This is a genomic window from Sphingomonas sp. HMP9 (assembly GCF_013374115.1).
Classification (GTDB): Bacteria; Pseudomonadota; Alphaproteobacteria; order Sphingomonadales; family Sphingomonadaceae; genus Sphingomonas.
In genome coordinates, this window is the sequence record NZ_AP022673.1 from 2,938,307 (window position 1) to 2,960,445 (window position 22,139).

At 59.4% G+C, this 22,139-nt stretch carries 18 protein-coding genes and 3 pseudogenes; 9 read left to right on the plus strand and 12 right to left on the minus strand.

The annotated features are described in order from the left end of the window. The first annotated feature begins 179 nt into the window (after positions 1-179). Positions 180-875: a class I SAM-dependent methyltransferase gene (locus tag HMP09_RS13230; protein WP_176500741.1), complete on the plus strand. Its 696-nt coding sequence runs from the start codon at positions 180-182 to the stop codon at positions 873-875. Between the two features lie 145 nt (positions 876-1,020). Here HMP09_RS13230 and HMP09_RS13235 read toward each other — a convergent pair whose 3' ends face one another. Next, on the minus strand, positions 1,021-1,680 hold the full coding sequence (locus tag HMP09_RS13235; RefSeq protein ID WP_232090260.1) for a metallophosphoesterase: 660 nt from the start codon (positions 1,678-1,680) through the stop codon (positions 1,021-1,023). A 283-nt stretch (positions 1,681-1,963) separates the two neighbouring features. Between HMP09_RS13235 and HMP09_RS13240 the strand changes: the two genes are divergently transcribed. After that, positions 1,964-2,776: a hypothetical protein gene (locus HMP09_RS13240; RefSeq protein WP_176500742.1), complete on the plus strand. Its 813-nt coding sequence runs from the start codon at positions 1,964-1,966 to the stop codon at positions 2,774-2,776. A gap of 8 nt (positions 2,777-2,784) precedes the next feature. Here HMP09_RS13240 and HMP09_RS13245 read toward each other — a convergent pair whose 3' ends face one another. Beyond that, the gene (locus HMP09_RS13245; protein ID WP_176500743.1) at positions 2,785-3,834 is read right to left on the minus strand and encodes a glycosyltransferase family 4 protein; all 1,050 of its coding nucleotides are present in this window, start codon (positions 3,832-3,834) and stop codon (positions 2,785-2,787) included. A gap of 331 nt (positions 3,835-4,165) precedes the next feature. On the opposite strand from HMP09_RS13245, the gene HMP09_RS13250 reads away from it, so the two are divergent. After that, positions 4,166-5,320 (plus strand): IS4 family transposase, encoded by a 1,155-nt coding sequence (locus HMP09_RS13250; protein WP_176500186.1) that lies wholly within the window; start codon positions 4,166-4,168, stop codon positions 5,318-5,320. Here the strand turns inward: HMP09_RS13250 and HMP09_RS13255 are convergent. The 3 genes from HMP09_RS13255 to HMP09_RS13265 are packed head-to-tail and all read right to left on the minus strand — an operon-like array spanning position 5,312 to position 7,404. After that, positions 5,312-6,511 (minus strand): O-antigen ligase family protein, encoded by a 1,200-nt coding sequence (locus HMP09_RS13255; protein ID WP_176500744.1) that lies wholly within the window; start codon positions 6,509-6,511, stop codon positions 5,312-5,314. The genes HMP09_RS13250 and HMP09_RS13255 overlap by 9 nt on opposite strands. Positions 6,512-6,517: 6 nt before the next feature. Then, entirely contained in the window at positions 6,518-7,012 is a 495-nt protein-coding gene (locus HMP09_RS13260; RefSeq protein WP_176500745.1) for a glycosyltransferase, read from the minus strand. Further along, on the minus strand, positions 7,009-7,404 hold the full coding sequence (locus HMP09_RS13265; protein WP_176500746.1) for a glucuronosyltransferase: 396 nt from the start codon (positions 7,402-7,404) through the stop codon (positions 7,009-7,011). The genes HMP09_RS13260 and HMP09_RS13265 overlap by 4 nt, the downstream gene beginning before the upstream one ends. Positions 7,405-7,697: 293 nt before the next feature. On the opposite strand from HMP09_RS13265, the gene HMP09_RS13270 reads away from it, so the two are divergent. Then, a complete protein-coding gene (locus HMP09_RS13270) occupies positions 7,698-8,555 on the plus strand; it encodes a glucosamine inositolphosphorylceramide transferase family protein (RefSeq protein ID WP_176500747.1) in 858 nt (285 codons plus the stop codon). A gap of 21 nt (positions 8,556-8,576) precedes the next feature. Here the strand turns inward: HMP09_RS13270 and HMP09_RS13275 are convergent, their stop codons facing one another. From HMP09_RS13275 to HMP09_RS13285, 3 genes are all read right to left on the minus strand, one after another. Continuing rightward, positions 8,577-10,697 carry a GumC family protein gene (locus tag HMP09_RS13275; protein ID WP_176500748.1) on the minus strand — a complete coding sequence of 707 codons (2,121 nt, stop codon included), beginning with the start codon at positions 10,695-10,697 and terminating at the stop codon, positions 8,577-8,579. 159 nt (positions 10,698-10,856) lie between these two features. Beyond that, complete coding sequence (locus HMP09_RS13280) at positions 10,857-12,068, minus strand: outer membrane beta-barrel protein (protein ID WP_176500749.1); 1,212 nt, start codon at positions 12,066-12,068, stop codon at positions 10,857-10,859. Between the two features lie 28 nt (positions 12,069-12,096). Further along, a complete protein-coding gene (locus tag HMP09_RS13285; protein ID WP_232090262.1) occupies positions 12,097-12,654 on the minus strand; it encodes a polysaccharide biosynthesis/export family protein in 558 nt (185 codons plus the stop codon). 320 nt (positions 12,655-12,974) lie between these two features. Between HMP09_RS13285 and HMP09_RS18595 the strand changes: the two genes are divergently transcribed. The 5 genes and pseudogenes from HMP09_RS18595 to tnpC all read left to right on the plus strand — a co-directional run. Continuing rightward, positions 12,975-13,139: a hypothetical protein gene (locus HMP09_RS18595; protein WP_176500751.1), complete on the plus strand. Its 165-nt coding sequence runs from the start codon at positions 12,975-12,977 to the stop codon at positions 13,137-13,139. 257 nt (positions 13,140-13,396) lie between these two features. After that, the gene (locus HMP09_RS18600) at positions 13,397-13,672 is read left to right on the plus strand and encodes a hypothetical protein (RefSeq protein WP_176500752.1); all 276 of its coding nucleotides are present in this window, start codon (positions 13,397-13,399) and stop codon (positions 13,670-13,672) included. 35 nt (positions 13,673-13,707) lie between these two features. Beyond that, positions 13,708-14,650 (plus strand): annotated as a pseudogene (locus HMP09_RS13300) (IS630 family transposase); the annotation flags it as partial. Between the two features lie 624 nt (positions 14,651-15,274). Next, positions 15,275-15,516 (plus strand): annotated as a pseudogene (gene tnpB, locus HMP09_RS13305) (IS66 family insertion sequence element accessory protein TnpB); the annotation flags it as partial. Between the two features lies 1 nt (position 15,517). Continuing rightward, positions 15,518-16,276, plus strand: a pseudogene (gene tnpC / locus HMP09_RS13310) (IS66 family transposase); the annotation flags it as partial. A 600-nt stretch (positions 16,277-16,876) separates the two neighbouring features. On the opposite strand, the gene HMP09_RS13315 reads toward tnpC, so the two are convergent. The 4 genes from HMP09_RS13315 to HMP09_RS13330 all read right to left on the minus strand — a co-directional run bounded on the left by HMP09_RS13315 (position 16,877) and on the right by HMP09_RS13330 (position 21,913). After that, a complete protein-coding gene (locus HMP09_RS13315) occupies positions 16,877-17,710 on the minus strand; it encodes a WecB/TagA/CpsF family glycosyltransferase (RefSeq protein WP_176500753.1) in 834 nt (277 codons plus the stop codon). Positions 17,711-17,898: 188 nt separating this feature from the next. Further along, positions 17,899-18,990 carry a glycosyltransferase gene (locus HMP09_RS13320; RefSeq protein ID WP_176500754.1) on the minus strand — a complete coding sequence of 364 codons (1,092 nt, stop codon included), beginning with the start codon at positions 18,988-18,990 and terminating at the stop codon, positions 17,899-17,901. 248 nt (positions 18,991-19,238) lie between these two features. Then, on the minus strand, positions 19,239-20,420 hold the full coding sequence (locus tag HMP09_RS13325) for a polysaccharide pyruvyl transferase family protein (protein ID WP_176500755.1): 1,182 nt from the start codon (positions 20,418-20,420) through the stop codon (positions 19,239-19,241). Between the two features lie 41 nt (positions 20,421-20,461). Further along, on the minus strand, positions 20,462-21,913 hold the full coding sequence (locus tag HMP09_RS13330) for an oligosaccharide flippase family protein (RefSeq protein ID WP_176500756.1): 1,452 nt from the start codon (positions 21,911-21,913) through the stop codon (positions 20,462-20,464). Positions 21,914-22,139: the final 226 nt, after the last annotated feature.

Here is a 22,139-nt window from a genome sequence, read left to right on the forward strand (position 1 = left end):
AGCAAAGCGGGGCGGCATTAAAGGACCTATGCCGCTTTAGTCGTGGAGCAGCGGGACGACCTCGTCCGGGCGCCGCCTCTGAGGAGGCGCCATCCCCAGCTCGCAACCTGCAGTCGGTGCTCGCATGTCTTGACGCCGGGCAGATCCCCTGCACAGCGTGAGGGTAAGGAGACTGACCGATGGGTGAGACGCGTTACAGCGACGGGAGCTATCTTGAGGCGAACCCTGGTTGGCACGAAGACGACTCCCCGATGAAGGCGCGTTGGATAAACACGATTTTGCAGCGCAATGGGCTTGATCCTGTAGCAGTCGCCGAGATCGGTTGCGGCGCCGGCGGTATACTGCAGGCGCTCCATGAAATGCGGCCGAAGACACGGTTTTCCGGGTACGAGATTTCTCCGCAAGCCTTTAATCTCGCTTCAGCAAAGGCACAAGACGGCGTGAACTTCTACCTTCAGGATATGATCGCTACTGACATTGGCGGATTTGATCTGTTGATGGCGATCGACGTTTTCGAGCATGTTCCGGACTATCTCGGCTTCCTGCAGGCGATCCGCAGTCGGGCGACCTACAAGCTTTTCCACATTCCGCTCGATATGTCGGTCCAGATGCTGCTTCGAGCAGGGCTGTTCACGCGCGTGCGCGGCGATCTGGGTCACCTCCATTATTTCTCGAAAGAAACTGCGTTCGATACGTTGCGCGACTGCGGCTACGAGATCGTAGACTGGAACTATACATACTGGTCGCGCGAGATTCAAAATTTGCCGCTGCGCACGCGCATCGCAAACGTACCGAGGTCGATGGTCAGTGCCGCGAGTGCCGATCTGGCAGTACGTCTATTTGGGGGTGCCTCTGCCTTGGTTCTCGCGCGATGAGACGGGCTACCGCGCAGGCTCGCTTATGTCTGAACGCTCATCGCGTATAGGACGCTCAAGCCGCAAAGCGATTGTAGCGATGTGTGCGCCCGATCGGTACAGCCGGGTAATATAGTCGGATCCGTTGACGAGACCGCGCGGCCAGTCAGCTGGTCGTCACGTCTCCGTGGACGGTCAGCACCTCCACCTCCGTCCCCTCAAGGCAGACTGCGCTTAGCGTACCCGTGCGATAGGCGCCGGTGTCGATGCCGATCCGGTTGCGGCGGATCTCGACCTCTTCGCTGATGGTATGACCGTGGACTATGATCGCGCCGTGATCGCGGGGATCATCAAGGAATTCGTGGCGTGCCCACAAAAGGTCGCGCCGGGCTTGGCGCGCGAGTGCTACACCCGGCTTCACCCCGGCATGGCAGATGAAATAGTCGCCCGATCGCGCGGTAAGCGGCCAGGACTGAAGCCATTCCACCCATTCGGTGGGAACCGCCCGCTGCAGGGCTGCGACAAAGGGTACTGCGTCTTCACCTTCTGCGAGCGCGGAGAGACCAAAGCTCTCCACCGTCTCCGCTCCGCCGACCCGCATCCAGCCGCGGATTGTTACCTCATCGCCTGCGAGCGCGCGTAGCAGCATCTCCTCGTGGTTGCCGAGCAGCGTGACCAGCTCTGGCAAGCGTCGTTGCGCTTCGTTCAGTACCTGCAGTGCCTCGCGCGAATGTGGGCCACGATCGATGATGTCGCCGACAAAGACCACTTCTCGGCGTGTACGGAGCGCGCGCTGTGCGTCGTGGCGCTCCACGACGTCGAGCATGCGCTCTAGCAGATCGGGCCGACCATGAATGTCACCTATCACATAGACACGGGTGCCAAGCCCAGCTCGCGGCGCTACGTGTCCACCGAAAAGGGTGCGGAACGCTTTCAGGACCAACTAAAAAATCCGTCCGTATCGCGGCATCTCGCAGGTATAAGCGTGAGAACGCAGGCAAGCAAGCGACGGGAACGAGGGCGCTGAGCCAGGGCCAGCAGTGTAGTAGGACGGGTGGCTCGCGGATGACGATGCTGCTATTCGCCTTGCGCACGTTGGGGAGGTCATTTTGCGGGTGATACGAGCGATTTCAGCCGGCCTGCTGGCGATCTTAGCCTTAGTGGCTTTGCTGTTTTGGGCAACGGCACCGTCGCCCAAGCCGGGTCAGTTGCTGCTGCTGCCCAAAACCGATTTCACGAAGCAGCGGTTCTTTGCCTATGTGGGACCTTGGGGCGGCGAGCTGGCTACCTCAACTCGTCTTTGGAGCCGCTTTGCCGACGCAATGATCATCGATCTCAAGCGGTTTCCGGCCAACACAAAGATCTCGTGGCGCTGGCCCCCTTTCGCGCCGAGAAACGGGGCCGGCGTGTGGGGGTACAACTGGGTAGCGTACGACAACTATGCTGGCGGCGTTACCGAGCAACGGGTCGAACCAACGCGGGTTCGTGACCTCAAGGTGTTCCGCCAAAGGTTTCGCTGGTCGATTGCCAACCGGTGGGGCGATGCCAACGTCCTAACTGAATTCTATCTGCGGTCGAACGCCACGGATGTGGAAGCCAATCGCATTGAAATCGGATGGTTCCTTCATGCACCTGCGGAAATGCGCCAGTTCTTCGACTCATCCCGCTTGGTGGGCGCATATGTCGATCCGACCGGTCGACGCTGGACTGTCAGAATGTTCGACAAATACTGCATGTTCGCGCTCGAAAAACCCGGCGACTTGCCTGAAGGCGAATTGGACATGCTTCATGCCATCAGGTGGCTGCAACAGCGTGGACTGGTCACGGGCGACGAGTGGCTGTGGGGCGTGGGGATCGGTGCAGAACCCATTACCGGCTTAGGCGACATGACGCTGCATGAGTGGCGAGTCGTACGGCAATGACGTAACGATCAGTCGCGGGTACCGGCTGCCAAGGGCAAGGTGACGTTGGCGACGTGCTCCAACCGCGCGACGACGGAACTCCAAGCCTGATCATGCCGGACGCGATCGGCTGCGGCGGAACCATCCCGGCGCAGGTCCGCGAGCGCGCTTTCGGCAAGCCAGTCGGCCGCGGCGACGACGCTGCTACCGGGCGTGATGAACCCGCCATAGCGGCGCACCATCGCCGATGCCCCGGCCATGTTCGCGATCACGGGGAGGGCGCCGGCGGCAAGCGCTTCGAGCACGATCAGTGGGAAGCTGTCGAGCTCGGACAAATGGATCAGCACGTCCGCCTGGCTAAGCGCTGCACCTAACGCCTCACCGTCCATCCAGCCGTCGAATGTCAGAACCGTATCCAAATCTTCCTTCTGGATGGCAGCAGCAAGCGCAGCGCTAACGTCTGCGTCTGCCCGGCCGATGATCTGCGCGGTAAACGGGATCCGTCGATCGCGTAGCATGGCGCAGAGCTCGACCATCCGGAAGCTTCCCTTCTCGACGGATAGCCGCCCAGCGTGAATCAGGTGGAGCTTGCCGGTCCTTGCGACGATCGGCGCAGTGAGGACTTTCTCAGGCAGGAACGTACCCAAAAGCGAGCGAGGAATACCGGACGGTAGCGCAATCTCGCCGTCTTGCCCGTCGAACAACAATCCCAGCCGATCGGCTCGATCGAGCAATTTGGCGCTTAGGTACCGCAACGCGGGCCAACGTTGGAGGCGGGCCTGCGCCCCAAGATGGGGCGTCACCAGCACGGGCATCCCGAAATTCTTCAGCCGCCACAGGAATATTAGGTCGAGAAGCGTGCTCCATTGCAGCCATACCAGGTCAACTTCGTCCAGATCGATTAGTCTTCGCCATGCGGCGTGTACTTTGTTAACGTATCGCAAAGAAAAATAAGCGGTGTCCGTTGGCCACCACTCCGCCTCCCAGTCATCCCCATGGCGGGCAAGCGCCTGTACCGCGCGGGCGCAAAACGATTCGATACCGCCGGGGTGGTGGATCGTTCCACCAAGTACCACCATGCGTCGAGTGGTAGCGGGAGGGGAATTCACCCGGCTCTCGCTGCCTTGGAGTCGGAAACCGACCGACGCTTCCGCCTTTGCTTCGTCCCGCCTTTCTGAGAGGCAGTTTTCTGGAGAGGCACGGGCACGGCAGTGGTGCTGTTCCAGAGCATCGCTATAGCGATCAACAGAAATATTTGGCCCAGCGTGTCGCGATCGAACAGGCTTGTCTCCGTAAAGTTGTGACCAAGGCAAAACATGATCGCGGCCTCACCGATCCCCTCATTTTCCGGATGACGTAGGGCGAGAATGGTGATTCTGTTTTCCCGGTTGGAATGGGGAACAGACGTTCATGAATGGCCAGGCGGCGTTTTCTTCTGATGGGGTTCATTCGTTTGTCGCTGAACTTTTTGGTGAGGATCTGCACGCGAAGCGGGTGACATCGCTTGCAAATGCGACGGTCGGCACGCTGCGTGCGTCGTCGCTGGCGGTCAGTGCCATCGGGCACGGGCTCGCGCTGGCACAGGGTGGGCTATCGCGTCACGCGATCAAGCAGGTGGACCGGTTGCTGTCGAATGACGGGATCGATGTCGATGCGCTGATGGCCGGGTGGGTTGTGTATTGCCTTGGCAGTCGCACACAGATCGTCGTCGCGATGGACTGGACCGAGTTCGATGCCGACGGTCACTCGACCTTGATGGTGTCGTTGCTCACCGAGCATGGCCGGGCGACACCGTTGTTATGGCTGACAGTGAGCAAAGCGGAGCTAAAGGAGAGGCGCAACTACTATGAATACTGGGTCGTCACCCGCCTTGCCGAACTCCTGCCGAGCGCGGTGAAGGTGCTTCTGGTCGCAGACCGCGGCTTTGGCGATACCAAGCTGTACGCGGTGCTCCGCGATGAGTTGCGCTTCGATTACGTCATCCGATTTCGCGGCAACATCAAAGTGACGGCCGCAGGCCAGAGCCGTCCGGCGAAGGAATGGGTCGGCCCCTCGGGGCGCGCCAGGCTGCTGCGCGAGGCGACCGTCACTGCGCAGGACTGCCCGGTCGGGGCTGTGTTGTGCGTGCATGCCAAGGACATGAAAGAGCCATGGTGCCTTGCCACAAGCCTGATCACGGCGTCGGCAAAGACCCTGATCGACCTCTATTCCCGACGCTGGGGCATCGAGTGCTCGTTTCGGGATGCCAAAGACTGGCGGTTCGGGATGGGAATGTCGGCAACCCGTATCTCAACGCCAGCCCGGCGCGACAGGCTGTGGTTGATCGCCGCTCTTGCTATCGTGCTGCTGACCGTGCTCGGAGCCGCAGGCGAAGCCATCGGCTACGACCGGCATCTGCGAACCAGCACGACCAAGCGACGCGTGCACTCCCTGTTCCGGCAAGGCGTGATGTACTATCAACTGATGCCCACCATGCCCGACGTACGACTACGCCCCCTCATCAGCCGGTTCGAACACCTTATCCAGAAGCAACAGATCCTCAAAAAAACCTTCGGGCTAATCTGAAATGAGGGGATTCATGAGGATCGCGGCAGCACTGAACACGCGGGCGCGTTGATTCCCGCCGCGCAACAACCGTTGTAGAGGCCACACCAGCGTCGCGAACAGAACGACCAAGGTTCCGGGTGCGCCGATCTGAGCAAGAAGGTCGAGATAGCCGTTATGGCCCTGGCTCACCTCAGCAACCCAGCCGTGCGCATAGGCGTGGATCGGCCCGCCCGATCCTAGATCCCATAACGACCCATAACCAACGCCAAGCCAAGGCCGATCGGCGTACAGTTGGATCAGCGCGGTCCAAATTCCATAACGGCCGGTGAAACCTGCCGGATCTCGGAGGAGGTCGACATACGGTGCGGGTGCTATTGCCATGCTGACGAATATTGCTGCCACTACAGCGAGGGGCACCCACGTCCAGGCCGGCGCGGCAAGCCTAGATTGCCCCCGCAGAGTCGTGGCTCGATCGAACAGCGCGCCAGCGACCAGCGCCGCAATGCCCACACCAAACGACGTAGCCGAATGGGTGAGAAGCAAGAAAACGGCTGCGGCGAGGATGATCCCGATCCGAGCCGCGATCGCTACCTTCTGGACGGGAAACGCAAACAAGATGATGGTCATGGCGCAGGTGAACCCGGCGAAATTCTTCTGCCCCATGATTCCGCGCCAATTGCCGGCGAGATCGGCTTCGCCGAGGCCATGTATGCCGATCGCCGGAAAGCGAAACACGACAGCGAAGTTGACCAGCAGCAGCAGCGCCATGAGTGCGCGTAATATCGTGGCGGAGCGTTCCGGGCCGATATAGCGTACGAGCGCGAACACTGCCCACAGTACCATTGCCGTCAGCACCAGGCGGCGGGCCCCGAGGCCGGGTTCAATGGCCCATAGCAGGCTTAGGGCGCAATACCCTAAAGATAAGAGGAGCGGCCAAGGCACAACCAACAGCCGCTCCGCATTTCGCCATGGACGCAAGGCAGAGGCGGCGAGTATGCAGATCGCGACATAGCCGAGTTCTCGCACCTTGCTCAACGTCTCGTCGCCTTGGTTCGTCATCCACGGACCGGCAATCGCCAGAACGATCAACGCGGAGAACGCAAATTGGGCAAGCGTGTTGGCCCATCGCGGGCGGTCGTCACGATGCCGCGTCTTTGCCCGGGAAAGGCGGGGGAGACGAAAGCGGTCTTCGGCGTTGGGAAGGCTCACGGTCGACTACTTCTGTTGACGGCGGCGCTGTTCGCCCGCGATTATGCCCGCTATGGCACTGCACAGACGGTCACGCTCTGGCACTTGTTCGGCAAATCTGGGTGCCTGGGGCGGCGCCTTCAGCAGCCTGTTCAGCTCCGTCTCATCCAGTGCTATGGCAATCCCGGAGCGGCTGCCGAGCGCTCGTACGGTGGCGAGCTGGTGATCGTTGCGATGTTCGTCCAGCGCGGCCACCCGGGGAAACAGGATCACTCCCTTGCGGTGCCTCTGCGCCATAACGACTGTACCGATACCCGCGTGAGAGATGATATAGCTGCACTGCTCGATTCGCCGCTCGAACTCGATAGGTCCGACGAATGAACGCCATTCCATGTTCTTGGGCCGGTAAACTCCTTCTCCAATCTGCGCAAATACCGGCTGCGGCAGTGTTGGCGCAAGCCGGTCGACTATCGTCACGAACCGGTCGAAAGGAAGCTGGGTGCCGACGGTCAGCAGGATCATAGCAGCGCGCCGTTATAGCGACGCCAGCCGTTCGCGAGATGCGCCCACTGTGTGAACCATTCGTTTGCGAAAGGTCGCGCCCATGCGCCGCTCAACGACGGCTGATCAGAATTTGCAATGCTGTCGATCCAAATCGTGTGAGCGCCGATAAAGCGCCCGGCGATAAGGCAGAAAAGCCCAGGTAGCGCGCCGTTGGTCACTAGGATCGCTGGTCGCACACGCCACACCAATCGAACCGACGCCATGAGGCACCGTAGCGCTCGTCGAGGCTCGTCCCGATTGCAGTCCGGCAGAAGGTGGAACTTGATGATGCCGTCGCGTTTGGCCAGTTCAGCATCGGTTGTCGCAAACACGGGATCCAATGCCGCAAGCGCCGGACGCAGCATCATCATTTCTTCCCAATGCCCTCCGCCGGACGAAACCGCCAAGAGCGTGAAGTCGGGCGTTACACGGCCGGGCGCACTTTCAGCTATCCGTACCAATCGGTGCCCCACAGTCCTCGACCCAGGGGGCGATCCCCAGGCTTACGCTCAACTCTTGACAGGCATCTGCTACGCCAGGAGGGAGGTATGCGCAAGCGGACCCGCGCTGGTTCATTTGGTGGTCGTGCGTGCTAGGATGATTGATGCAGCTACGTAAGGACATCTGGCGATGCGCAATCCTTCGTGCGCCTATCGCTGAAATAGTGACGACAAGGTCGCTCGAGGGATTTGCCTTCGATTGGATACCAGGTTCAAGTAATCTTCGATATCTCGCTGACCCATTTGGCCTTTGGCGCGACGGGCAGTTGTATGTCTTCACCGAGTGGTTCGATTATCGCGATTCTGTCGGTCGTATTGCGGTATCCGTCTATGATGCTGCGTTGACGCTCGTCGAGCAAACGGTGGTGCTGCGCGAACCTTGGCATCTTTCTTACCCGTTCGTGTTCGAAGCGGAAGGGGAGACGTGGCTACTGCCTGAGAGCTTCCAGTCGGGCGGGCTGTGGCTGTATCGCGCGGTATCGTTTCCGTATCGTTGGGAACGGACAGTAAAGATTACCCTTGACCATGTTCCGCTGGACGCGACGCCCTTCTACGATGGCGAACGTTGGTGGCTGTTCTACTCCCCGGCGTTTCCGCCCGCTGCTCGGCTCGTGCAGCTGTGCGCAGCGTATGCCGACAGGATCGAGGGGCCGTGGCAGTCCTATATCGCCAATCCCTTTTTCACGGATTTACATGGCGCGCGGCCTGGTGGCACACCGATATGGCATCGCGGGAATCTTTACCTGCCGGTTCAAGGTTGCACAGGCACCTACGGGGCGGCCGTACGCCTGCTGAGGATCGACAAGCTGGCTCCGGACAACATTGTAGCGGCGTTTGTGAACGAGATGAGCGCGCCTCTTGCGGCGACACCTTTCACAGACGGGTGCCATACTTTGGCCGCAGTGGGTCCAGTGACTCTGATCGACGTCAAGCAAACGAGGTTCTTGGTGGGCGCGCTCGCGTCGCGCCCTTTGCGTGAGCTGTACCGCCGCAGGCAAGCCTCCCAGCCGTACCGCTGGTGATGCCGGCAGCACGCCGGATTCCTAGTTTTGGTAATATTCCGAATATTGCTTGGAATAGTAGTAAAGCCCGCCAACGGAGTGCGCACTTGGGTCTACTTGTGTGTAGATAATTCCTACGGGTTTGCTGCCGTCTTTACGCAGCCAATCGGCGGAAGACACAGCAGCAGAAATCGGCGTACTGCTCCACTTAACCACGAGTACAGTCGCGTCAGCAAGTGTAGCAAGGTAGCGTCCATCCGCCAGTCCCATCAACGGTGGCAGATCAAGCACGATGTAGTCGTAGCGCGCGCGGGCTGCCTCGAGAAGCTGCTCCATGCGGCCCTCGCCGAACAGGTTCTCGCCTGAGAAATAAGGAGTGGCAACGAGTAATTGATCGAGATTGGGCACGTCGCTTGGCTCGATGGCTTCCTCGAGGGAAATTTCTCCATGAAGCAGTTCCACCAGTCCAACCTTGAGCGTCGTGCTTCGCACCATTTGCCGAACCGTCGCACGCCGTACGTCGCACTCTAGGAGAAGGACGCGTGCATTGGCGATTGCCAGTGTTCGCGCGAAGGCAACGGCCGACGTGGTCTTGCCCTCCGCCGGTAAGGAGGACGTTATCGCGATCACCTTCACGTCCGCGCGATCCCGACCTCCAATAATAGCTGTGCGTGCGATGCGAAACGCTTCGGCGAACATCGAGGTGGGGCGTTCGAGCATGAGTTCCGTTGGCTTGTCGGACTTACCGACCCGAGGAACAACGGCAAGCACGGGCAACCCTAGCTGCGCTTCCAAATCCGCCACCGAACGGAATCCCCCACTCAGCATCTCCTGCGCGGCGATGGTGGCTGTGCCTGCGGCAAGGCCAACGATCAGGGCGAGCATATAAAGAAGAGGCTTGTTGGGTGCGCTAGGAGCGGACGGGGGCTGAGCCGAGACGGCCACCTCGGCAAGCGTCGACTGCGTCGTTGCGGCCTGCATGCTGTCGAGCGAAAGCTGCGACATCTTGTCATACAGTGCGCGCTTGGCGTCTGCCTCGTGCTGCAAAGTGTCGGCGGTGGCGGACGCCTGAACGCTCTGCTCACGTTGATGCTCGAGCTGGCCAAGCGACTGGTGCAGGCTATCGACGCGAGCCTGCATCGCCGTCGCATTACCCCGGAGCGAGACTACGATGCGGTTCGCCTCCGTCTTTATCTGCGCGTCAATTGAGTTCACCAGATCGCGCACGCGGATACTTTCAGGATGCCGCTCGCCGTATCGCTTCTCAGCCTCATTCTGCGCCAACAACGCTTGAGAGCGCTGATTGCGCAACGCAAGGATCGCTGGTGAACTTATAACTTCGGACACGGTGTCAAAATTGCCTCGTGCGACCTGCCCCTGTGCTGCAGCCAGCGTAGCGCGCGCAGTTGCGGCATCGCTCTCAGCGGATGAAAGCGTGCCGGCCAGGGGTGCAACCTGTTGATCGATGATCGTACCCCCACCAACACTACCTTCCATAATGCCAGAACGGGCACGGAACTCTGCCGCACGCGCCGAGGCTTGTGCCGCATCCTTGGCAAGAGCACCGAGTTGTTGCTGGTACCAGGTGTTCTGCTCCTTAGCTGTCCCAAGCGATTTGCTGCTGCGATATTTGATGTAACCTTCAGCAAATGCGTTGGCGAGCTGCGCCGCTTTGATCGGGTCGGTCGAAGTAACGGTCAGGTCGAGGACATAAGCATCCTTCTCACGCAAGGCTGTGAGATGCTGTAGCAGTGCATTGGCAACTACCGTCTCTCGAGCGGCCGAGTTGTTGAGCGAGGAATTGGTAGTGGTCGTCAGCACCTGAGCAAATTCTTGGTCTGCGACCAGATCCTGAGATCGGACGATTTCGCGAGCTACGGCTAGCGATCTTACCTCAGTAAGCTCGGTTTGGATGGCATCATCCGATAAGGTAGCAGCCTGCTGAGTGCCGCCGCTTAACGGGCTGCGGCTAGGGTATAGTCGCACTTTGGAGGTAGCTGAATATTGGGGTGTCATGAACGAAACTAGAACGCAGCCCAGCACGAACACCGTGGCGGTGACGGCGAACAGCGTCAACCAGCGCCGGCGGACCGTATCCCTAACCACGCTGATAACGTTCGCAAGCCGAACCTCCTGCTCGTCCGCTTCGTGTCTTACTTCCATCTCGTCCGACTTCCCTATTTGCCAATCAAGCGGCAGCTAAGACTTAGCGTTATGATACGTACGATACCCGAATATTTTACAACTGGAACGTTATCGCGGTCTCGATGCGAGCTTCGCTTAATGAGCTAGAAGTGTCGCTCGACGGTCGCTGACGATAGTTCAGCCCCCCCTCAAGCTTAAGCGCCGTGATAACAGTAAGCGCGCACCAACGCTGGCACTGTAAAAATTGGTCGTGTTTCGACTAATTTGAAAGGAAAGGTGCGATAAATCACCAGTCGCACTGAGAATCATGTTCCGCAATACTTCGTAATCGGATCTAACAGTGAGGCTGGTGTTTAAATACGGATTGAAACTACCAACGGTGGCGTCCTCAATTGAGCGTCGCCCCGTCATTCCAAGGGTAAGGCGTCGGGTTGGAAAAGCTTCGAGTTGTGTCTCGAACGAGAAGCCACGCACCGTCCTGTAGATGCCTGCGTCAAAGTCGCGAATGCCATAGCCGACGCCGATCGTCCCCCGGATGCGCCCAGCGATATCAACGTTGACGCCACTGAGGAACCGTACAGCCCTGGAATCGACATTCGGCAGCCCCGACTGAAGCAGCTGATCAAAGTACGTACGACCGCCGCCAATCTGCACAAAGAGCGAGACGGATGGGGTCCTCGCATATTCGAATTGCGCCGTCAGGCGCGTGACCTGTCGATCGCGTTGGCTCTGATCAAGTTCGCCGCCGGCCCGTAGCGGTATCGGTGCGAAAGCGAAATCGGAATAATCGAATAATACAAAGGCGCGGCCGCGGCCTTGCGTATAGCTGGCTTTGAGTGACGCAGCGTCGCGGCGGTAACGAGACAAGGCCGCCACGATGGGGCTGACCTCACCCGAAAAGCTGTTCTCGGCTTTGCGCGCGATGCTAACCTCGCCATCGATCTTGACGGAATGATATACGTCCAACCGGCCAACCGCGCTAAAATTCCACAGATGCTCGTTGCGTTGCGGTTCGCCGACATATTCACGGTGGGTTGTCGTCCCGGAGACTTGCAGCAGGTGACGAGACCATCCCGAAACGAGGCGTGCCGATCCCTGCTGATAGAGGAAGGGGGCCGCAATATGGTTGCTAGAGGTGTTGTAGGTATTCGAGGTGGCGCCGGTACCAATGTCAATGCTAGGGAAAAAGGTTACTCCACCTAGCGGAACGCCCAGTTGCGTATAGTCCGGACGAGATTGTTGTTGCACGCTCACGTTGCGGTCTCGGCCGAAGTCCTGCGGGATAGTTGGCTGGACAACCAGGCCCTCCTCAACTTGTGCGCAAGCCGCCTTGGGCAAAACGACAGCCGGAGGCATTAACACAGCTGCCGCCCAGAGCCGGGTCGTCACAAGTCGCTTCCTTACACTGCTGCTATTGTCAGAAATATCTCTCGCCCACGTGAACTGTGTCGCCTGGATACACGCGCAGCTCCGGGGTAAGGCGATAATTAACTTCCTCAGTCTCGCCTTGACGACGAATGCGCACAATGTCGTGGTTCGCGCGTGGCGTGAAACCCCTAGCCGTTGCGATGGCGTTCATGGCGGTCAGCCCGAACGTGTACGGATAGCTACCCGGTGACGACACCTCGCCGAGTATAAACAAGGGCCGCAACGTGCTGACTTCCCCACTAAGCTTCGGCAGGCGCAGGTAACCGTCGGCGTAACGGGCGCGCGCGGCAGCAATGACCTCGGCCACCGTATGCCCTGTCGCGGGCAAATTTCCAATCAGGGGCAATGAAATGGCGCCGTCCGCTGCAACACCGAAGTCTCCCGACAATGTCGGCTCGTTGAACACAGTAACCTTGATCCGATCGCCAACACCTAGTCTGTAATCGTCAAACGCAGGCGAACCAGACAGATAACGATCGCCGGTCGACAAGACAGGGCCGCTGCCCTTTTCCGCACAAGCAGCGACCGCGATTATGAGGGCAGTCATTACGGTGGAACGGATTAGCATGGAGGTTCGCAAGCCTAGAAATAGGGTAGTGGCCATCTTGCACAGTGGCTTTCGGGAAGCAACCGTTCGAGCAGGCAGCCGAGCGATCGCGCTCGGTCCGGTCAGCGCGCGCCTCATCAACGGTCGGCATGCCGACCTCGTGGAGCAGCCGCTGGCCGATGTTGGCGCGGCGCCTCAGGCGCTGATCCTCGAGCCGATCGGCCGCAATACCGCGCCGCCGGAGAGCACTGCAGCGATCGCAGCAGGTGGCGGCGGCAACGCGCTCCTCGTCATGCCGTCGGATCACGTGATCGGTGATTTTGGCGGCGTTCCAAACCGCGGTCGACGCGGCGATGGCGCTCGTCACGCAAGGGTGGCTCGTCACCTTTGGCATCGCGCCCGACGCGCCTGAAACTGGCTATGAGTGGATCCAAATCGGTGAGGAGCTGCAGCCCGGCGTCAACCGCGTCGCGCGGTTCGTCTAGAAGCCTCCTGTCGACAAGGCCCAGTCAATGCGGGCCAGCGGCGATCATGTATGGAACGGCGGAATCTTCCTGTTCCTTGCTGGCGCCTATCTCAGAGCGTTTGCACACTTCAATCCGTGTATTCTGATTGCCGCCCAAGCGGCGATGGACAAGGCGCGTATGGAGGGCACGCGGATATATTCTGACGCGGCCGCCTTCGCCACCTCGCCGGACGCTCCGATTGACTACGCGGTAACAGAAAAGGCCGGCGCGTCGCCGTGGTGCCAGTCGATATGGGCTGGAACGACGTCGGCAGCTGGGATGCACTGCATGCGATCAGCGATGTCGATGGTGACGGCAACGCTCACCGCAATCATGGCAATGGTAACGTGCTCGCGATCGGCACGAAAACTTGCTTCGTCCGCAGCGACGGCATCCGCGTCTCGCTGGTGGGGGTCGAGGGCCTGATCGTGGTTTTTAGCAGCAACGACGTGCTAGAGCGGTTTCTGCCCGTGCTGAATCATGAGGGGATTCCCGTCGCTGCGGTTTTCTGATTCAGGATTCCTGCCGGTGCAGGAGGCTGGCATGGATGGCGCGAGCATTGTCAGTAGATCTTCTTGATAGAGTTGTGGCGGCGATCGCGGGTGGTCTGTTGCGTCGGCAGGCCGCGGTTCGGTTCGGTGTCAGCGCCGCGAGCGCCGTCCGGTGGCAGCAGCTTGCAAACCCGCACGGGACGCCGGCGCCACAGCAGCAGGGCGGCGATCGACGTTCGATGAGGATCGAGGCGAATGCCGGTTTGATCCTGGAGGCTTACAAAACGACGCCCGACATCACCCTGGCCGAGTTGCAGGCGCTTCTGGCTGATCACGGCACCGAGGTCGCACTCGGCACGATATGGCGGTTCTTCGCGCGACGCGGGATCACGCGCAAAAAAAGACCGCGCACGCCACAGAGCAGGATCGTCCCAACATCCTGAGGCGGCGCGAGGAATGGTTCGATGGTCAGCTCGATCTCGATCCCGAGCAGCTCATCTTCATCGACGAGACGTGGGCATCAACGAACATGGCACGTCGCTACGGCAGAGCGCCACGCGGCGAACGACTGCGGGCCGGCGTGCCGCACGGGCACTGGAAAACCACCACCTTCGTCGCGGGTCTCAGCCGCACCGGCATGATCGCGGCCTGGGTGCTCGACGGGCCGATGAACGGTGACGCCTTCACCACCTACGTGACCCGTGTCCTTGTGCCCGAACTCTCGCCCGGCAACGTCGTCATCATGGACAACCTGTCTAGTCATAAGGCGCCGGCCGTGCGCGCCGCCATCGAACCCGCAGGTGCCAGGCTCCTGTTCCTTCCACCCTACAGCCCGGACTTCAACCCTATCGAGATGGCCTTCTGAAGCTGAAGGCGCATCTGCGAAAAGCGGCAGAGCGGACAATTCACGGCCTCTGGGTTGCCATCGGCCGTATCGTCGACCTCTACTCGCCCCAGGAATGCTCGAACTATTTCGCAGCCGCTGGTTACGCTGCAGACTGGTCAGAAACCGCTCTAGTCATGCCGCGCGGTCGCGGCCAAAAAGTCAAGAAGCTGATCGAGGCGATGAAATCGCGGGACAAGGCTTGAAGCGTAAGCGTGGTCTGAATGGCGCCTTGTAGGTCGAGCGTTCAACGGGTTGATGGTGGCTCTTTGAACGGGGCCGTGATGTCAAACGAGACTATCGAACCAACCGCGGATGTAGCGACTAGTCATACGACCGGTCGTATGAGTGGTCATATCGAGATTGTCGGTCGGGTGTCGGGTCGACGCCGCTGGACGGTCGAACAGAAGCTGGCAATCCTACGTCATCCGTTTGGGCCGGATGGGTCGGTCCGGGGCGGCGGTCGAGCGTCACAAGGTCGGGAGAGGCGCGATCTACACTTGGCGGCGCCAGGCGATGTCGGGTGCACTGAGCGGAGTGCCGGCCCGGCCTCAGACCGCATTTGCGGAAGTCCGGATCAGCGAGCCGCCCGTGATGCTGTCGGCGCCGCCCGTCGAGGTGGCAGCGGACGCCCGGACCACGGGGTAGATCGGCATCGAGCTGCCGTCGGTTGTACGGCTGACCGTCGACGGCACAATCGACGCCGAGGCGCTATCGCGCGTGATCAGTGTGCTGGCGCGATGATCCCGCAGCCGACATCGACGCGGATATTCCTGGCGTGCGGCGTCACCGACATGCGCAAGGGCTTCGATGGCCTGGCGGTATTGGTGCAGCAGGTGCTCCGGGAGAAACCACATTCTGGTGCGCTGTTCGCGTTCTGCGGCAAGCGCAGCGACCTGATCAAATTGCTGTGGTTCGACGGTCAGGGACTATGCCTGTTTCGAAGCGGATGGACCGTGGGCGTTTCGTCTGGCCGGTGACGCATGCTCGACCCCGGCCGCGGAGGTACCGCGATCGGGCGGCTGTGAGTCTATGCGGTCGACGACCGCGCCTAGGGCAACACGACCTCGGCAGTGACATGGTATCGCTTCACAACCGACCGCACCGGTGCGCATCCGCAAGCCCATCTCGCGGGATTTCGAGGCTTCCTCCAGGCCGAGGCCCATGCCGGTTACGACGGGCTCTATCGAAGCGGCGTTACCGATGTCGCGTGCTGGGCCTGCTCAAGGCGCAAAGTGTTCGACTTGAACGAGCGGGTTGCCACGCCGCAGACCACCGACATTCTTGAACGCATCGGTGCCTTGTACGGCATAGAAGCCGAGGTCCGCAGCAGGCCGCCAGACGTGCGGCTGGCGGCGCGGCAGAACCAGACGAAGCCGCTGGTCGATGCGCTGCGCGAGATACTCGACGCGGCACTACGCCGGCTGTCGCCGAAGTCCGACATGGCCAAGGCTATCGCCTATGGCACGAAGCGATGGCCGGCATTGTGTAGCTATATCGATGACGGGCGCCTGGAGATCGATAACAACATCGCCGAACGTGCGCTGCGGGGCGTTGCCGTCGGACGACGCAACTGGCTGTTCGCCGGTTCGAAGACGGGCGGCGAGCGCTCCGCAGCGATCTACACCGTCATCCAGACCTGCAAGGCCAATGGCGTCGACCCGCAGGCCTACATCGCCGACGTCACTGGGAAGATCGCAGCTGATTGGCCAGCGGCGCAATGGGAAGAGCTCATGTCCTAGAACCGGGCCCAACAGCCTACGAAGCCGGTAGCACAAGCTGCATAGTCCGCTGCCTGCCGGCCACCCTTACCTTAAAGCCATCGTTCGAGAGCTGGACGTCAGGACGGCCCTTCTATCCTAAGCCCTGCTAAACTCACCACGCGGGCGCCGAAGGACCAAGGCACGAAGTGCTGCGGACATCGATGCGGCGGGGGTCGACTAGGCGCGTCGAGGTGTCAGCGGACAAGGCCTGTGCGTCAACGAAGTTCAAGTTGTCAGTTTCGACGAGCGATACGACTGGCTCGGATAGTGATCGTTACTGCGGTTGGTTGATAGTCTCGTCCGGCATCATAGCTCCGTCCAAAAACCCGCCGAACGGTCCGCCCGCAATTTCCAGCCTTTCGTAGCTCTCTGCCAAAATCTGAGACCGAGTATTGTCTCTCCACTTCTGGCAGCCAACTCTCGTAAATAAATTGGAACGGACCGGCTTCGTATCCGCATCGTCACAAGTGTTTATCATGGTTGTAAGCCTTCTCCTCTTAAGAAAGGTCGATCCACCCAGGCTTACGCAGCAAGGTCAAGCAATGCCGCCACGCTGCCGCGGCGCTTTGTTAACGAAACCTAGGCTATCGAAGGCGCAGGCGACGCGTCGTGATCCTCGCCCGAGATGCCGGGGGGGGGGCAGATTTGAACAAGCCGGTGCCCGCTCATGACCTTCAGGAGGAACAAGGCGTCTCCCAGATAGCGGGGGATAAGCCGCTTCGGTTCGCTAAGCAGGCGGTGCAGCCACTCAAGGCTGAATCGACGAACCCAAAGCGGCGCACGGCGTTTCAGACCTGAGGTGAAGTCTAGCGCTGCGCCGACGCAAAATATTCGGGCGGACGGAAGCTGCACAAATTTGCTCGCGATCCAACGCTCTGATTTGGGTGCTCCAACGCCCATAAATAGGTGCGTCGTTCCAAGTGCCTGGATTCGGTCAATGAGGTCCGCGCTATGTACATCGTTATCCTGGAAGCCGAACGGGGGGCTAAAATATCCTACCGCCTCTGGCGCGAATCCGCGGGTGACAAGCTGCCTGACGAGCGTGCTGCCGGCATCGTCCGAACTAGTGACAAAAAAGGGGCGGTCCAGACCCGGCCGCAACCGTGCGATCAGTGCAGGGAAAAGATCTGCGCCCGTCACGAGTGGCAATGCTTCGCCGCATTGGAAGCGAGCAAGCATTTGTAGTGGGCGGCTATCTACCGTCACAACGACGGCTAGACGATATGCTCGTTGAAAGGCTCGATCGCTTTGCAAGAGACGGAGATGGTTTAGGTTACAAGTACAGAAAAGCTGTGGCGCATCAATGGGAGCAAATGCAAGTTCAACGACTTCAATAAGGCGCGCGCGCTGAAAGCAAAGGCCATAACGATCCCGCGAGGTCGAACGCTGAACCATCAATCCGGTGTCGTTCATCTGTAACCCTATTATATTGACAAATGCAAGGTTTGATCACTAGTTTGAAACTAGTTAAGAACGCGGAATAGCACATTCGGTAAAGCGTAGTTCGGCGGGCGCAAATGCTAATTTTGTCACCCTCTCAGGGAAATGCGACAGCCTTCCGGCATCATCGTACACTTGAGGTACAGTCAATGTAAAAGCGATCACTGTGAGACCTGGCGTAAAAGTCTTTTTGCGATCGCGATCCAACTGAATTGCTCGCTATAGGCAGCGACCGCCGCTTTGGCGGGGAGATTGTTCGAAGCCTGCAAAACGACATTCGCAAGATCTTCTGATGAGATTGAAAGCGGTACGAAGCTCGCCCAAGGCGGGGCCACCGTACGATGAATTTCGATATCGCTGCAAACGACAGCCAAGCCTAGGCTACCAGCTTCGACCAGAGGCATGTTGAACCCTTCGGCTAAGGACATCGAAATAAAGCATTTGGAAGTCTGGTATAACGCCAGCAAAGTTTGATCCGAAGCGTGACCGTGCCATTCTAGCGTACCGCCTCGCTCGGCAAGATGTTTCTCCCAATTGGCCGCGACCGGCCCCCAGCCGTTTCGACCAACAATCGCTAATGACCAATCAGCGGGTAAATAGGGTTCCAAGGCAAGGATTGTGTTATAGTTCTTTCGCGGCTCGATAGTGCCTACCGCTATCAACTGTTGCTTCGCCCGGTCTGCTGGCGGGGCTGCGCCAAGATCGATGCCTGGTGCATTACCGATCGGGACTACGTCGCGCCGTAGAATATCTGACAAGCTATGGGCCATTAGGTCCGTCGGCGCGAAGATAGATTTGTAGCGAGATGCCATACGGGTTTCCAAATCCCTGAACAAAAAGCGGCCGCGGAAGTTCATCGCGTTGGAACGGGTCCACGGGAAATCGTCGTGGATGATCCGGGCGACTGGTGTCTTGTTAAGTAAGGCAAGCGGACTTGGTGGAAATGCCGGACATACAAGTGTGTCAAACAGTTGTTTGCGATATTGTTTGGTGGATGGCAGCGCAAGCCAGCCAGCGAAACCGCCTTTCACGGGTACTAATCCGTCGCCATTAAGTACGGTCGAGCGCTCGTCAACAAACGCAATCGTATCGTGGGCTATCCCTCTCAATGCATCGAACAAATTTATCGCGTACCGTTCGATTCCGGTGGAGGCATTGGGCCGGGTAGCTAGCACGAGATCCAGGGCAATTGGCAAAGGCTTAGCCTCCTGATGTTGCAGTTGCGTATCGAAGATTACGTAGCCATGCAACAAAAAGCGATTTTCGCTGACATTGGTCGTGGCTTAAGCACATTGTTTCTAAAGGGCCTCACTTGGTATTGTCGATCTGGCCGTCTGGCGTGACAACCGCGTTATCGTGCCGGTCGCGGTGTAGAGCGCACAGGCTAGCAGTAAACGACTGCCCACTTGTACGCTTTTGCGGCGGGTTTTCATCAGCCACCTAGCAAGTATATTGGGCTGCGGCGGGTACCAGTCCTATCGCGTTTAAAACGGACAACTGCCTACATCTCTGCAAGACATGCGCTGAGCAGTTTCTCGCGAGCGGCTGCTGATTGTGCCCGTATCGACGTCCGTACGATATCGGTGGCGGCGCTGTCGCGAAGCATTTGCGCGGCATGAGCGACCGCGCTACGCAAATTTGTCGGGTTTGCGATGGACTCGCGATACACGTAGAAGGGCGCTGCCCCGTTCATGCTAAACAACGTTTCCTTCTTCTTGTCGCCCAGCGTATGTGCTATCCGCTCCGCCCCATAACCCAGGCAGATTGTCGGAATGCCGATGTTCCAAGCATTGACGCAGAGATGGTAGGTGTCGGAAACGATGAAATTGCAGGTTGCTAGGACCGGAAAGATGTCTTGAGGCAAGGGTGGCTTGGAGGAGGCTGGATAGCCCGCGGCGCGCGCTAACGGCAACTGACGGGGCGCGGACCCCAACCATGGTACCCAGGTCGCCTCCGCGTCCAGCTTCTTTGCCAACATACGTGAGAAGGCGAGAGGCTGTACGATCCATTTTGCGCGACCGAAGAACACTCCAAGTCGCAGGCGACTTCCGCTGTTCGCTGCGGCAGGCAAGGGCAGATCCGCAGCGGCGTAATCTTCCGGGCGCAACAGCAACGCGCAGTCGATGCCAAGAGCCGAACGCCCACCGCGATACGGATCAGCTTTAGCGGCCGAAATCGCGTCACGAAAATATACGCCCTTGGCGAGGCGTAGCATTCGTTCCAACGCGGTGCGATAGCGAGTGTCGCTCAGCTCGATAGCGCCGATCGTAATGATGGTGCCCCCAAAGATCAGGACCCTGCCCAACACCGCATCGGGTGCATCTTCAAGCATCAATGCGCGATAGACCAGATTTTCGGCCTCCGCCTTAGTACTGGCAATGCCATCACGCACGAGCCATCCGCAGAGGTCGGCATCCCAATAGCCCTTGGATTGCAGGAAATCGCCCCAATAGACGATCAGGTCTGCAGCATGGAGGTCGTCAAGATGGCGATGCAGCGGCTTATATGCAACGGGTCGCTTCTCAAGATCGTAACCTGCGCGATCAGGGTCGCCGAGGCAGTAGAAGGAGACGGACTCGGCCGGAAACGTTTCGGCGAAAAAGCGCGCCGCGGAATAATCCACCGTGTACATGCCTGTGTTGCGATCCGGCGGAAAAGCACACACTACTGCGATATTCGACATCATTGATCCCCCAATTTTAATTGTAACTGCTTGTTCTCGTATTACCCTCGGGCCTGCAATTGTTCCGGCCGCTTTAGAACCCGGCGCGCAACCTCTAGGACGCGCGCGCCGAACAGCAGGAACGCCACGGCGAAATACGTGGTACAGGCCAGCAGGGTGGCAAGGATCGCGCCGCCAATAGTATTCAAGTCCAAGCCAAGAACCTTAACCAGACCTTCGACCGCCAGGATCACGGCGGCCCCAGCGGGAACGGGCGCGAGCGTCGATAGCGCTGTACTGGCGCGCACCGACGAATTGTGTCGCTGCAGTACCAACGTAAGTCCAACGAAGCCCACGAAGCAGCGCAACACGAAGGCCGCGGCTGCAACGTAGATGTTGAACATGGCGCCAATCGCTAGGAACACGACGTTGAGCAAGAGCTGCCAAAGGTTGTTCTTCAAGGCCAACCGCGATGATCCGAACGCCACCAGGAACGACGACAACGGCGAGGCCACTGCGATTAGTGGCAGCGCGCCAAGCAGGATCGCCGTTGTGCCCGTTAATTCCGACCATTTACCACCCAATGCAACCGAGACCAGATACGGACCTGCGAAGGGCATGACGACCATTGGGAGCGTCGCTACCACCGTCATCGAGCGACATACCTGCCACATGGCCTCGATCGCGCGCTCGCGCTGATCCTCCATGCGCGAGAAGATCGGCAGTAGCGTATTGTTAACGGGATTAAGGACAAAACCCGTGACCATGTCGAGAGCCACCCGCGAGAGGCGAAAGACGCCGATCGCGGCGGGGCCGACGAATGCGCCGACGATCACGTCCGCCGAACGGATGTTCACCTGCGTTAAGGCCGCCATACCAAGGATGTCGCTAGAAATGCCTGCGAGACCGCGCAAGCCGCCGCGCGCGAACCGCGGGCGCCATGAGGTGCTCAGTACGCTGATGACAGTTGAGACAATAGGCGCGAGCGTCACTTGAAGCACGATGCTCCAAGCCCCGGCTCCGGCGAGGGCTAGCCAGCAGCATAACGCCCCGGCCGCCACCTGGCCCACCGACCTGCGCACTACCAACCGGCGATATGCAAAGGTGCGCATTAACAGCCCATCGGGCACCACGCCAAAGGCAGTAGCGAGCGGCACCAGCATGGTCGGCAGCATCAGCAACCCGATCTCTCTGAGATCGCCGATGTTGTAGAAGATTGCGCAGATCACTACCATCACCAGCGAGCTCAAACCGCCGAGCCAAGCCATCAATGAGAAGATCGAGTTTAGGAAAGTCTCGTCCACCTCCTTGCGCTGCACAACGATCTGAGATCCGGCTTGAAGTGTCGTCATCACGATCACCGCAGCCGTCGTGGCCAGCGCAGCAAAGCCGAACTCACGGGGGCCAATCACCTTGGCTACTATCAAGAACACCAGCGCCTGAGTCACGCGATCTGCGGCAATCTGCAGGAATTGCCACACTATACCCGTGATCGCGATGCGTGAGTATGTCATTCTGCCCCGCCCATTTCGAAACTCATCTTAGCGTACGTTGGCGGTTAGCGCCATCACCTCATGCAATGTCCGGCCCGTAAAAGTATGGCCACATAGCAGTATCCCGGCTAACATTGCGGCAATGCACCAAAATATGCGGCGATGCAGTAAGAATGGAGCCGCTACCCGAGTACTTGGCCCCATCATCCGGAGTCGTGGGGTTGTGCCGCCCGGTAGCGGAAGCTAT